Origin of the sequence: Lutibacter flavus (genome assembly GCF_900188355.1) — a bacterium.
Classification (GTDB): domain Bacteria; phylum Bacteroidota; class Bacteroidia; order Flavobacteriales; family Flavobacteriaceae; genus Lutibacter; species Lutibacter flavus.
The window spans coordinates 577,956-591,334 of sequence record NZ_FZNX01000001.1 but is presented as its reverse complement, the minus strand read 5'-3'; the positions used below and the strand labels follow the sequence as shown (position 1 = coordinate 591,334).

Genomic DNA, 13,379 nt, shown 5'->3' with positions numbered 1-13,379 from the left:
TTACCTTATCTCTTTAGTATCTATCCAATCAAATGCTCTTACTTTCTTTTTAGCAGTCTTATCATTTAATCCAGCGACTTTTTTAATAGCTTCTCCAAACTTGTTATAGTTTACCAATACACCATCATCTAGGTCTATAGCAATACGTTCTGTAGCTAGTGGATACAACACATCTCGTTCATATTCTAGTAGCTCATTAACAACTAATTTAAGCTTGTCTTTTTCTTTAGATGCTTTTGTTTGCTCCGCTGAGGTTCCAGATTCTATTAAATGGTCCAAATTATCTATATGTGTATTTAGTTTTTCTCTGTATTCTTTTAAATAGCCATTTAATATTTGGTTTAAGGTGTCTTGTGTATAACGGTGCATATATATAAGCACATTAAACGAACCTTTTGGTGATGAGAACATCCAATAAATTGGGCGCTTTTTGTAACGCTTTATATGGTCTGCATAAAAGTCTTTTACAAAGTATTTGCGGATGTCTTTACCCAAACATTCTTCTACATAAGCTACGTTTTTCTCAAAGTTGGCTTTGCCAAAACTGATTTTTAAAAATTCATTAAACCTGTTTACAATATCATCTTCAAACCATTCATCATCCAGTATTGGAATAATATTGTCATCATCTGGGAGGAAGGATACTTCAGTTTCACTAATTCCCACTTTCTCAAGGTAATCTTCTAAGGTTTCACCTTGGTTTGCCAATATTAAACCATCTTTGTCTAAACTATAACGCCCAAACATACAACCTACCGCATAGCTCATAAACTGTGCAAATACTTCTTTTACTTGAAAAACTAATTGGCCATTTATAATTTTAGTTTCTTCTTTAAGTATAGTAATATCTTTTAACGGTACCTCTGGTTTAACTTCACCCTGTAAGCCATAAATCCCTATAAATTGTCTATTGAGTTCTTCTTCATTTTTATGCAATTGTGAAAATTTATTTTTCCAATAGTGCTGATATAAATCATAGGTTTCTTCTAGGTCTTGACCTTTGATGCGGATAAGTTCGTTCTGTTTTAATAATACACTAAGTTCTTTAGAATTGTACTCATCCTTAGCAATAGATATACAATCTATAACCAAATTAGTTGCTCCAAAATCATCAATTTTTCCAGGTAATTTTGCAATTGTTCCAGGTTGACAATTTAATGTAGGACTAATTACTGGTAATAAATATTCAATAATATTAGAATTTAATAGGCCTAATACTGGTAAATAATCCTTTTCGTTTTTAACAAATAGTGAGCTACCAGCATTATCAAATAACGAGTTCTCAAGTGTTCTAAAGCTCGTTTGAGAAGAAGTTAAGGCAGACCAAGTTATCCCTTTCTTAAAAATATAATCCATATTATAATTGTGTGACCTTACTTTTCCTTGAGAATTAGTAAAACTCCTAATATCTTCCCCTTTATTTTTCCAATTAACAGTATATTCCTGATTCCCATACCACTTCCTAAAATCTCCTCCCTTGGCATAATTAAACCATTTTGCTTTATAGTCTTTCTCATTGAAACCAATTTTTTCTTTTGAAACCTCCCAATTAAACCTAAGGAATAGATTATTGTCGGCTGTTGCCATTCCAAGTCTCGGTTCAGAAATATCTCCAATTAAATTATTGCTAAAAGTTGATATTGTGTTTTCATTTAACCAGTAACCCATTGGGCTTCCAGGTATCCTTAAGAAATCTATCTGGTTTTGAATGTATTGTGTTTTTTTCCCATCAACATTTATGTCATTTTCATCTAAAAAAGCCTTTTTTAATCTTATAGGCTGTTCAGACAATGTACCTAAATAACCTAAATCAAAAAAAGTAGATTTTCCTTTTTGGACAGAATTTCTAACCACGAAAGTACATAATGGTACTATTGCTGACTCAAAGAAACTGGTGTAAGAAGGTTTTATTAGGCTAGATAGATACTTTTTATTTAGTAAATATCTTCTTAAGTTTTCATATGATTTAATAAACATCCATACAAATGGAGTTACAAAACCAGTGAAGCCATCTTCATCACATAATTCTATACAACGTATAATAAAGGCAGCAAAAAGGTCGGATTTTGTTTCTGGATAGTTAGCTTCTACATATTGTTTTAAACCACCCTCCATTCTAGAAGAACTAATGTATGGTGGATTGGTTACTACCACATCATAGCGTTGTCCTAATAAATCATATAGTTTTTTGACTTCTGCTTGTCGCTCTCCAAAAAGTGAATTTCCATCAACTTTATATGCTTTTGCTTCTTCTGTTTCAATAGTTATTAAAGAACCTAAAGCTGTGGCATTTTTAAAATTGTTATCAAATTCAAAATCCTGATAGAAAGAAATGTTAGGTTGTATATTTTTCTTTTCTACGACACGAAGGAAACGCCTATGTTTTTGTTGTCCCTTCATTAATAACACAAAGGAAGCCAATTGAGCAGCACGTTGGTCAATATCTACTCCATACAAGTTTTTTGTGATAATGAGTTCTGAAATTTCTGTTGGGTTATAGCCTTGTTCTTCATACATTTTATAAAACACATCAAAAGCATAAGACAAGATATGACCAGACCCAACACAAGGCTCAAAGAACTTGATATCTTCAATACTTTTAGTCTCTCTTGTTGAAAGTTGCTCTTTATATGCTGGTTTTATATAAAACTCTAGAGTATCAGTAACTTTTGTAGTTGGATTAATTTCAGACCATAGTTGTCCCAATGTATTATCCACCATATATTGCACAATCCACTTAGGCGTGAACAATTGAGATGCTGGTGCTAATTCATTCTTTTTATATACTTTTTTAGAACTAATCAAATCTTCATTTAATTCAGAAATATAAAATTGATACAACCAACCAATAATTTCTACCTCTTTGCAATCTTCATCTGTCATTCCTTCTCGAATAACTTGTACAATGGAGAATTCAGAAATTAAATCATCTGGTAATAATAACTCAGTGTAATCGCTTAACTTTTCAAATAAGAACGGAAAAACTTGGTTTAAATGGTTACAAGCTCCAATCAACAACTCCTTATAAGCTTCGTTTTGTGAGTTGCTACTTGGTATTTTACCATCCAACACATCGTAAATATGTCGTTGGTTTACGGGTAATTCATCAGGAATATTTCCTTGTTTGGCTTCATCTAAAATTTCTGGTAATGTATATCCAGCTTTTGGAGTCACCACTCTAATACCAATAGGTTGATAATCGTTGGCATCCATAAATCGTAATGCCATAAAACGGTTAAACCACGTATAGGCAACGGTTTCAATTACCTGTTCTTTATTAGAAGCATTAATAGCTTCTTGTAATTTTTTTATTTGTGATGCTTTTTCACGTAACTCAGCAGAATCTGAAGTTAAAACCAATTCTAATTTAGCTCCAATTTGTGATATTAATTTTTTACGAGCTTCTTGAGCGAATTTTTTTAGGGTGTTTGTGTTCATAGTATTAATTTCTGTATTCAGTTTTTGCTCGTGATACTAAATCCTTAATTATTTCCATATTTTCAGGAACGTCTTTCTTATTTAACTTTAGTCTGTATAATCTCCATTTTTTATCAAAGGAAAGAGTATCCATATCTGAATTTTCTAATATTTCATCAACCTCCTCATTCTTTTCCATTTTAATACGTGCAATTACACCTGACTTTCTAGGTATAAAAGAGATGAAATTATTTGCAATATTATTGTTCTCAAGACCTATGTAATGCTTATTGTATTTCAAATTATAATCATTAGTTAATTCTCCTAAACCTTTATATATTTCATCAGTTAATTTAAGTGAATTTTTTGTAGCTTTTTTTTCCCAATAATCTCTGTCAGTAGGTTCTGAATTGATATCCTCTTCCAATAATTCAAATTTTGTCTCATCTAATACTTTGGTAAAGAAAAGTGAAATATTATCTTCAATTTTTATCGCTTTTACCTGAATTGCAATTAAGGGTATGAACCCATTGAATAGAGAAATAACGTTTAAAAATCTACTTGTAATATCTTCAGCAATTATTACAGCACAATGACTATACTGAGGGTTTTTCTTTCTTTCCAAATCCCAATATTCAATAGTCCTTATAATGTGTGACTCATCCGTTTTTCCCAATTGAATTTCAACCTCATATCTTTTATTATCTTCGGGGTCATATAAAATGGTATCTAAGCGACCACCTCCAATTTGGATTTTTTCAGTATCCCTGAATTCCAACTCCCCTAGACCAACTATAGTTGGGTCCTCTTCTATTCTTGCTTGAAGCCATTTTTCATTAAATTCTTTACTGTTTTTAAGACTAATAATTTCTGGTTTTATATAATTCATAACAATTATTATATTTACAATGTAATTTTTAAATTTTGATGAATGCGTTCTAAATAGGCTTCTTTTAAAGCTTCTATATATGCATTCACATCTTCTTCATTGGTTAATTCGTGCTTAACAAATTCAACCCGAATATTACTTTTTTTAATATATTTGGCTTGAGGTTCTTCTACTTTTCCACTCTCAGGTTTTGGAGCTAACCATTTGGACATTAAATTCATTTGGTCACTATATAAGTTGTTCTTAATAGTACTAGTTGTAACTCTAATGTTTCCAATAAAGCGTTCTTCAGTAACTTTCTTTTTTAAATCGAGTATCGTTTTTTGAATTTCCCTTTGTTGCCCATTGTCAATTTTGCTGTATTCATCAGAATCTAGAATTGCCTTCTCAATGTCATTAATTTTGGTATTGAATACCTCCTTTTCAGCATCAATAGCATCCAATACTTTTTTAGTCAGGCTATCTTTTGATGCTTTTGCCAGTTGAATGCCATTTCCTTTGTATGGAGAATCACTTTCAAGAATGGTCTCTAAGGTTTTAACCTCATCACCTTCAATAAAATTTAGATTGGCATTATTACTATTTAATAATTTTTTGATTTCATCGTAAATTTTTACTTGGTCACCATTCATAAACCGTTTAATCGGGTCCAATAAGTCCTCTTTGGTATCTAATAAATTATCCTCAAAATCGGCAAGATTGGTAATAAAATAACTGTATTCTTTTTTAGATAGCATATCCAATTTTTCACTGAAATCTTCTAAGGTTTTCAGGAAGTGGTATTCATTTTTACGAGCCAGTAGTTGATTCACAACAACAACCATTTCTTTTATTTCATTTTTAAAAGCGTTGGCCACATCTTTAGGTTCTTTTAATGGACACGATTCGTCAAAAGCATCTTTATAGACTTGTTTTAATTTTTTTACAGCATTTAAATCAAAACTTGCTTGTGGCTCTAATAATGTTGTTCCGTGTTTCGAACTATTCAACAATGCATTCAATACATCTTGGTCCTCTAAACTATTTGAACCTTGCATAATTTCAACTTTCCCTCGCTTGTACAACCTTGCTGTAATAGTCCAGATAGCATTTGGATACCAACCATATGGTTTACGTGAAAAGTGCATTTTAAGGTCGTTTAATGACGTTCTATCCGCTTGTTTCTTTCGTCTATTGATGATATTTAAAACCTCTGATTCTGCTTCTGAGATGGTAGCATCATCAGCTCCAAATAAATCATCTTGTCTTGAAACTACAGTTGCTTTTATAGTATCTTCACTATACTGTGTAGTACCCAACATTCTAAGGCTCGAATACACTGTTTTTATCAGGTCTTGAAATGCATTTACTACACGAGTTTTACCATCGGCAGTTTGCCCCAATTCGTGCTTAGAACCATTCATATACACGGTAGACTTTGCTAACGAGTTATTGGCAATAAGCATTAAATTTCTGCGTCTTTCTGCATTTAGTTGAGCTTTGTCCTGAAGTATTCGTTTACGCTCCGTTGGATTGGATGTAGATTGATTTTGTTTTACGTATTTATGAGTTCGTAAATACATTTTGACATCTTTCATAAATACAGCATCAGAGCTTAACACCATTTTCATACTGGTGCTTCCCATTGTTTGTGATTGTATAAAAACTACGTTCTCATAATCACTATAATTTTCTGTAATGATTTCGATTTCTAACTCCTTTTCTCTCCCAAACATAGAACCATCAATCTTGGTCGTAAAATCGTAATCTTGCTTGTTATCCAAGTATTTTATTTTGTTATCACGTATGATTTCATCAAATAAAATTTCTTTTAATAATTGGGTAACAGCTGGGTCATCAATCTCTGTCTCTTTAATTTCTTCTTCAATATCTCTTTCATCATCCGTTAAAAACTCATACAAATCACCATTTCGTTGTACATAATTTTGGTTTTCAAGGATATTAAGCGCTTCATCAATGTTTTGTTTGTGTTTGTTTAGGTCAATATTGATATCATCAATCATTAACACTGATATATTTCTTTTGGTAGTTTTAAAGTTACCAAAGTACTTCACTAAGAATAGTGCTTTTAATACCTGTTTAGCAAAATTGTTATCCAGATTTCGTTCCGCTAAAATCACAGAACTTTGGATTTCACCACGTAATTCGTTACGAATGCCTTCAAACATTAAGTCGAAACTTACCAAGGCTTTGTCATCTCTATTTTCGATTTTTTGAATCACTTGTTGAAACACACCCAACATAGAACGTTCTCCCACGGAAGCGTGTTTTCCTTGGAATGCATTATGTGTTGACAATGCTCTTCTACATTGTTGAAATAAATCAAACTGATATGGAACCAATGGAAATTTATTTCCAAAATCAGCTCCGCCTGAATATCCTTTAAATTGAACACCAGCTTCAGAAAAGGATAATAATGATTCTAAATGGGCACTTTCTTTTTTATAAGAAGCAACTAGTTGTTTTTGAGCATCACTATTTTTCTTTAATAAACGTTTTTCTATTACTTCATCCACATTTGCAGAAGTAAGCGGAACTTTTATTTTAAAACGAGCTTGAATACGTGAAAAGTCATTCTGTTGTTGCTTATTCATATCTCCAACAACCTTTTCCATATCTTCTTGAGACGTAACCAATATCCAAGATTTTCCGTGTGTTCTTGTCGCTAAGGTTTCAGCGATGGTTTGTAAATTTAGCATCAGTTTGGTGTTGTCACTAATATACTGACCAACCTCATCCACAAAGAAATTCAGTCTAAAATCAGAAGATTTCGTTTTAAGATAGTTATGAACCCTCTCAGCAAAATCTTCAATAGATTGTTTTTGTTTATCTTCTAAATCATCTAAAATATCTTCATATTTGGATGCATCGGTATTATTTAATTCTCCCAATACTTCAGCAATATCATCCGTGACCATAGGGTCGAAATAGTCTATTCTAGCTTCTTCCCAAGATTTTTCGTGCTTGGTATTAAAGTTCGTTTTGAACGTATCGTACTGACCTTGTTTATCCAACCACATTTCGAATTCCGCTACGTGAGGTTGAAAACCATAATAGCCTAAATGGTCAAAAAACACTTTATAAAATACAGATAAAATGGCATTCTCATCTGATTTACTTGTAATCTGAGCTTGCTGGTCAATGTTGAATAAAATAGATTCTGAAGGTATTTTGGAGGCTCTAAGAACATCAGCTTTTAGCATCTCATCATTCTCAATCTTTTCTGCGAATAGCTCCCCACTTTTATAACCATCATACGCTTCCTTATTTTCTAATACATATGATAAAATCTTTAACAAGTGAGATTTACCACTTCCGAAAAAACCTGAAATCCAAACACCATTGGCTCCAGCGTAGTCAATGTATTCAGAGAATAGGTCTCTTATTTTTTTTCCAATTTCGTTGGTAATTACATATTCAACTACCTCATCAGAGATATGCTCACGGTCATCCGCTTTAATAACCGTTTCAATGTTTCTGTTAATGTCTTTTTCAAAAAACTTCTTTATCATAATAATTTATTTTGCTTCAATTTTATCAATATTAAATGCTCGGTAATAATTGTCATCTTTTAACAACCCAAAAAGGTTTAAAGAATGCCCATCATAATCCCCAGGGAAAAACATCACCGTTGGAGCCTCTTTTGCAATATTTTGGAGATTGTTCAATACATTGTGGGACCTTATGAATGGGTACACCAAACCAACACCAGTCAGGAAATAAATCTTGACATCACTCTCTAATATCTTCTTTTCAATCCTAGGCATCAGTACTTGATGTATATTTAACGAGGACTGTAGCGCTCTTAAAAACTTATCTTTAGATTTTCTATTTTCCACTCTAAACATCCGCTCCACACCGCCTTTTTCTTCTAGTATTTCACAGACTAAATCATATAAGTTGATTTCTAAAATAGGCACACCAGCGGTGTCTAATTTCTTTTTCAACAGTTGAATTGACTCAGCTATTTTCAGCTCTTGTTCTGCTTTATATGGCGATATAAAAAAAGGTATTTCACCACCCAATCCATCTTTTCTCAAAAATCGACTAGATGATAGTTTCTTATATAAATCATCAAACTTTTTTACAATTTCTACCATATTAATTTATATTTTCTATATCCATATCACTCATAAAAAAGACTTTTAACCATTGCTCATTATCGGATGCTATTGTATTGATAACGTTAGCGTCTAAAAGTTGAGGTTGAATCATTTTTGTCTTAGTATTATCTATAATCCCAGCTTCCTCCAATATTTTAAAGGTGACTTGTCGAATTGCACTCTGTGTTCTATCTGTTAAATTCTCCATTTCTGGATGCAACTCAGATTTTCGTCTGTAAAATGAAATATAATCTCCTTCGGTAATTTGATAATCAAACACCAACAATTTTTCACGTAGAACTTCCACCACAAAATCTCTGATAAATGTGTGTACTTTGCAAACGGAAAGGAAGGCTATTTGCTTTTGAGATATGAAATCTCCAGCGATGAGAAGATGTAGTTCTTTATCGGTTAACTTTTTTAACCTCTTTTTTATTTCCACCAATCTACGTTGTCCTGTGTTTCTGTTTCCGTCACCAAAATCAACCATCTCAACTGGGAGTCCTTCATTCATTGCTTCAGCAACTTTGGTCATTTCGTTTACTCTTAAAGAAAATCCAGTAAACGAGAAGTTATATTTGTTTGTTTTCGCCATTAATTTACTAAATCGTTTAGATGAACATTCAGTACTTCGCTCAACTTCATTAAGTTTTTCTTTGATGGGTGGCTTTTACCTTTTACCCAGTTGCTCATAGTTACGGTACTAACCCCAATTCGCTGGGCCAACCAATTTTGTTTAACACCTTTAGATTTTAGTAATTCTTTTAACAGCATCTATTTAATAAAAATTAAAGTTTCTCTTCATCAAATTTAGTAAATAATGAATGAAGATTGATTCTAAATAATTAAATATTTTTAGCTATTTGAAATTTAAAAAAGGGGGAGTGTTTTGATATAATTATATATACTAGATATCATATAATACATGCTCAAAAATATTGGTGAATTCCCCTAAATATTTCGGCCTTATTGAACCTCTTTCGAAATCTATATAGAGAAACTTAAACAAATCTTTTTTACTTCGTCTGTTGAAATGCTTTACAAGAGCTCTGATAGTTGGGGTGTGATTTCCTTTTAAATCGAGAATTCTTCTACCATACATTATCATTGTAGATTCGGTTTTGAATTTATCAGCATGTTGAAATCCAACCTCTCGCAATGCATTTTTAATTTCCCTATTTAATGATGGTTGTGTTAGGGTATTCATTTTATTGGTAATAAAACAACTATCGTTAAGGCTTGGAGCCTCATTTTTTAATATAAGTTTGTTATCAATAGTGATAAGGCCATGAATCTTAGGGTCAGGAAGTTCTTTTAAAATTGTTAGCTGATAATTGTCGATATCAATCTCAGAATCAAAATTAAGAAACAAACATTTGAATTGTAGTAGAATTTTCTTTTTGGTATTATGGTCTAATTTAATTTGATGTCTGCTTATCTTAATTGAATCCTTTAGAGTATAACAATCCAAAATGCCGTTTTTCCCAGCAACGAAAAAATCAGACCAGATTAGCTTTAGTAGTGATGATGGTCTAATTCCGTTAGTTAAGCTAATCATTAGCAAGACTAAGACACTTTTAACTTTAACATCAAAATAGCCTAACCTTAAGATATTTAAAAAATCATAAAATACTTGAAAATGTTGAAATGGATAATACTCATTCGACCCTTTTTTTAATTTTAAAAAATGCTTATTCTCATTTAAAAAACTTTTGGGCTCCCCTAAACTAAATCTATTGTTAACCCCTTCGGCTAATGATATGTTAGATAATTTGTATTTGAAATCATTGCGAGATTTAAAACCCAAAAAGGTGAAAAGTTGTTGACTCGTTTTAATATTATACAGCCCTTTTAGAAAATTCGCTATTTTATTCGAATATCCACAAGTTTCTATTACCCTTCTTCCAAATATAATTTGGGTAAGATGGTCATTCAGAATTTCTAGCCGTTTATCTTGAATTGATTCTTTTGTTTTACACAAACAAACTGTATAATTCAGCTTAGTAAGCCATTTTTTTCTCGTTTGATACTTCCAAAAACCATCATCTATAATAAGTCTTTTAAATCTAGGCTGATTCCTGTATGTGTAGAATGTTAGAATTTGCTTTCGCACCTTATTACTAATTGAGAAGTCGTAACCTCTCTCTAAATTTATTCTATCTAAACATTTAGTCCTCCCTTTTTCATCATATTCGAGTATATCTCCCCATTTCAAACTAGTTAAACCTTTTAGCGGTAAACCTGTTGTCAACGCAACCAAAACAATTGTATTAAATGAATATTTAGTAAATTTTTTTTCATAATCAAATGGAGTCAGTAAATCAACTATGATATGACTGTAATCAATGTTGTCAATCAATGTAAGCTTGTTTTTACTCATATTTAGGTAAATGATATTTTTATTTCGTCTAAAATACGATTTAATAAACTAATATACAAAGACTTAATAATAAGCGTGAATTTACTCACTTTGTGAATTGCTCTTTTTTTAGCCAATAGTATCTCGTATATTTGCATAGAATTTAGCTTGCAAGTGGTTCAAATACAGATTGTTAAACGGACTAAAAATAGATAGTCCAATTAAAACTAAATATTATGAAAAAATACATCGTAAGAGTAAACATTTTAAAATCAGACAAAAAGGGAACTGTTAATTCAGAGAATTTTGAATACACCTACCAAGAACCAAATCTATTTGAAGCACGCAACAAGGCAATATCAAAGGTTAAAGAACTGGAAGAGCTCTTTAATTATGGAATGCCAGAAGGAAGTGAGTTTAGTTCTCCACTGGAGGCTCAATTTAAAGGGTTCAAGGACTTCAATGCATATTCAATAGAGTTAACCTTCATGTTCGATGAGGATTGGGAGTATCAAATTTATGGAGAAGAAGAACTAACCATAGAATCATTAGAAATTGAAGCCAATCACTATGTAGGCCAAGAGGACATGGAATATGTTGAAGTTGAAGATTTGAACGGTCAGATGGTCGTAGTTCTTGAATCGGATTTAGAATTCTTTCTAAATTAAAAGATTGAATCATTGCTATGAGAGATTCAATAAAAAGCTAAGTCAAACCCTCAATATCGGAGGTAAATAAGCAACTGTTATCGATTAATTAAAAATTCAGGAAAATCGTGAAGAGGGATAACTATATCTATAGGTAAGATTATTAACCGAGTGGTATTAAAATATCTACCACTCACAAAACTTAAAAGATTATGAGTAAAACTAAAATTGAATGGACGGAAACAACATGGAACCCAACAACTGGATGTACTGAATGTTCAGCGGGATGCGCAAACTGTTATGCAAAAATAATGTCCAAAAGGCTTCAAGCTATGGGGCAACTAAAGTACAAAGACAACTTTGAAGTAAGAGTTCATCCAAGTGAATTAACACGACCATACCAATGGAAAAAACCTAGAGTGGTGTTTGTTAATTCTATGAGCGACCTCTTCCATAAGGATGTTCCGCTAGAGTTTATCAAACAAGTATTTAAAGTTATGAATGAAAACCCTCAACACACTTTTCAAGTGTTAACCAAAAGAGCCGAAAGGCTCCATGAATTGCATGAAGAGCTTGAATGGACCTCAAATATATGGATGGGAGTTAGTGTTGAAAATCAGAAGGTGATGGATAGAATTGATTTCTTGAGAAATACCAATGCTAAAACCAAATTTCTTTCACTTGAACCTCTGCTGGGACCATTGCCCAATATGAACCTATCAGGAATAGATTGGGCAATTGTAGGCGGAGAATCTGGACCCAAATCAAGACCGATTGAAAAATTTTGGGTTGAAGATATCCAAAAGCAATGTGAAGAGCAGAAAACTGATTTTTTCTTCAAGCAATGGGGCGGCAAAAACAAAAAGAAAGCTGGACGATTATTGAATGGTAGAACCTATGACGAAATGCCACCGATTTTCAATCAATCGGCATAAATAAAATAATACTAATCGAGTGGGAGGCTCAAAAAATGGTTTTCCACTCACAAACTTTAAAATTATGAGAGAAACCAAAAAACTTGTATTTGAATTACAAAAAACTCAATTACCAAATTACCAACATATTAAAAATTCTGGAGTAGCCTGAGGGTGAAAAACTTGCTGTAAAATAAAATTATTAACAAATTAAATATAGAAATCATGAAAAAAAATGAAAGTAAAAAGTTGAGTCAAAATGATTCAAAACACAAAGAAACAAGTAAATATATTGTGAGAGGGTACTTCTACCACTTTACAAAAAACGATGAACTAGATGAAATAATATTTGAACAGGTTTTTGAAAGTAAGAACATTTTTGATGCTCGTACAAGCGCTATTAAAAGAACTATGGAACTTATTCCTGAATTCAATGGTGAGGAAGTTCCACCAGAATGGGGATTTGATAGAGTAAAACATGATTGTATTTTCAAAATAAATATTGAAATAATTTTCCTCCAAGATAATGGGAATGAAATTCCAATTTATTGTCACCCATATACTCTTGTTGAAGGATTATCCAGAGAAACTGATTATTTCGTAGAAAATTATGATGATATTTTCTGCGTTTATATAAAAACAAATACTAAAAATTTTCGAATTGCAGAGTCAGACTTGAAATTCCTTCTAAATCCATATAATATATTAGTATATGAAAACAAACATAAAATAATAAAGAGATTTGAGTATGGGTGGGAAGTAATAGAAATAGATTAATTCTAATCGGGTGGGAAGCTGTAAAAAAAACTAAGATTTCCATCTGCTAAAAACCAATAATGGTTGTTGTGTTATCAGGTATCTTCCTAAGTATTGTTTATTATAATAGTATATCTAAAGTGTCTACCCAATAAAATGAGTGTAACTACTGCCATCATTAGGTTTTCGTCTAAAATTAGTTAAAAACTATGTCTAGATTATTGACATGAATACAATTGAATTGGAGACAATAATGATAGTTATTTGGTTGATGTGCCTCTTATGATAATTTGA

General features: G+C 31.8%; 10 protein-coding genes. 3 read left to right on the top strand and 7 right to left on the bottom strand.

Annotated elements, in window-relative coordinates; genetic code table 11:
- From pglX to CHB63_RS02545, 7 genes are all read right to left on the bottom strand, one after another.
- Positions 1-3,438, bottom strand: a complete 3,438-nt coding sequence (gene pglX / locus CHB63_RS02575) for a BREX-1 system adenine-specific DNA-methyltransferase PglX (RefSeq protein ID WP_089376857.1) — start codon at positions 3,436-3,438, stop codon at positions 1-3.
- A 4-nt stretch (positions 3,439-3,442) separates the two neighbouring features.
- The gene (locus CHB63_RS02570) at positions 3,443-4,306 is read right to left on the bottom strand and encodes a hypothetical protein (protein ID WP_089376856.1); all 864 of its coding nucleotides are present in this window, start codon (positions 4,304-4,306) and stop codon (positions 3,443-3,445) included.
- A 14-nt stretch (positions 4,307-4,320) separates the two neighbouring features.
- On the bottom strand, positions 4,321-7,818 hold the full coding sequence (gene brxC / locus CHB63_RS02565) for a BREX system P-loop protein BrxC (protein ID WP_089376855.1): 3,498 nt from the start codon (positions 7,816-7,818) through the stop codon (positions 4,321-4,323).
- Between the two features lie 6 nt (positions 7,819-7,824).
- On the bottom strand, positions 7,825-8,406 hold the full coding sequence (locus tag CHB63_RS02560; RefSeq protein ID WP_089376854.1) for a DUF1788 domain-containing protein: 582 nt from the start codon (positions 8,404-8,406) through the stop codon (positions 7,825-7,827).
- Between the two features lies 1 nt (position 8,407).
- A complete protein-coding gene (locus CHB63_RS02555) occupies positions 8,408-9,004 on the bottom strand; it encodes a DUF1819 family protein (protein ID WP_089376853.1) in 597 nt (198 codons plus the stop codon).
- On the bottom strand, positions 9,004-9,183 hold the full coding sequence (locus CHB63_RS17450; protein WP_089376852.1) for a helix-turn-helix domain-containing protein: 180 nt from the start codon (positions 9,181-9,183) through the stop codon (positions 9,004-9,006). The genes CHB63_RS02555 and CHB63_RS17450 overlap by 1 nt, the downstream gene beginning before the upstream one ends.
- A 133-nt stretch (positions 9,184-9,316) precedes the next feature.
- The gene (locus CHB63_RS02545; protein WP_089376851.1) at positions 9,317-10,789 is read right to left on the bottom strand and encodes a hypothetical protein; all 1,473 of its coding nucleotides are present in this window, start codon (positions 10,787-10,789) and stop codon (positions 9,317-9,319) included.
- A gap of 215 nt (positions 10,790-11,004) precedes the next feature.
- Between CHB63_RS02545 and CHB63_RS02540 the strand changes: the two genes are divergently transcribed.
- The 3 genes from CHB63_RS02540 to CHB63_RS02530 all read left to right on the top strand — a co-directional run bounded on the left by CHB63_RS02540 (position 11,005) and on the right by CHB63_RS02530 (position 13,106).
- Positions 11,005-11,436: a hypothetical protein gene (locus CHB63_RS02540; RefSeq protein ID WP_089376850.1), complete on the top strand. Its 432-nt coding sequence runs from the start codon at positions 11,005-11,007 to the stop codon at positions 11,434-11,436.
- A 191-nt stretch (positions 11,437-11,627) separates the two neighbouring features.
- Complete coding sequence (locus tag CHB63_RS02535) at positions 11,628-12,350, top strand: DUF5131 family protein (RefSeq protein WP_089376849.1); 723 nt, start codon at positions 11,628-11,630, stop codon at positions 12,348-12,350.
- A gap of 204 nt (positions 12,351-12,554) precedes the next feature.
- Positions 12,555-13,106 (top strand): hypothetical protein, encoded by a 552-nt coding sequence (locus CHB63_RS02530; protein WP_089376848.1) that lies wholly within the window; start codon positions 12,555-12,557, stop codon positions 13,104-13,106.
- The last annotated feature ends 273 nt before the right edge of the window (positions 13,107-13,379 follow it).

What these genes read in the sequence shown, in the direction of transcription:
- pglX (WP_089376857.1), bottom strand. Translation starts at nt 3,438, where the DNA reads ATGAACACAAACACCCTAAAAAAATTCGCTCAAGAAGCTCGTAAAAAA.
- CHB63_RS02570 (WP_089376856.1), bottom strand. Translation starts at nt 4,306, where the DNA reads ATGAATTATATAAAACCAGAAATTATTAGTCTTAAAAACAGTAAAGAA.
- brxC (WP_089376855.1), bottom strand. Translation starts at nt 7,818, where the DNA reads ATGATAAAGAAGTTTTTTGAAAAAGACATTAACAGAAACATTGAAACG.
- CHB63_RS02560 (WP_089376854.1), bottom strand. Translation starts at nt 8,406, where the DNA reads ATGGTAGAAATTGTAAAAAAGTTTGATGATTTATATAAGAAACTATCA.
- CHB63_RS02555 (WP_089376853.1), bottom strand. Translation starts at nt 9,004, where the DNA reads ATGGCGAAAACAAACAAATATAACTTCTCGTTTACTGGATTTTCTTTA.
- CHB63_RS17450 (WP_089376852.1), bottom strand. Translation starts at nt 9,183, where the DNA reads ATGCTGTTAAAAGAATTACTAAAATCTAAAGGTGTTAAACAAAATTGG.
- CHB63_RS02545 (WP_089376851.1), bottom strand. Translation starts at nt 10,789, where the DNA reads ATGAGTAAAAACAAGCTTACATTGATTGACAACATTGATTACAGTCAT.
- CHB63_RS02540 (WP_089376850.1), top strand. Translation starts at nt 11,005, where the DNA reads ATGAAAAAATACATCGTAAGAGTAAACATTTTAAAATCAGACAAAAAG.
- CHB63_RS02535 (WP_089376849.1), top strand. Translation starts at nt 11,628, where the DNA reads ATGAGTAAAACTAAAATTGAATGGACGGAAACAACATGGAACCCAACA.
- CHB63_RS02530 (WP_089376848.1), top strand. Translation starts at nt 12,555, where the DNA reads ATGAAAAAAAATGAAAGTAAAAAGTTGAGTCAAAATGATTCAAAACAC.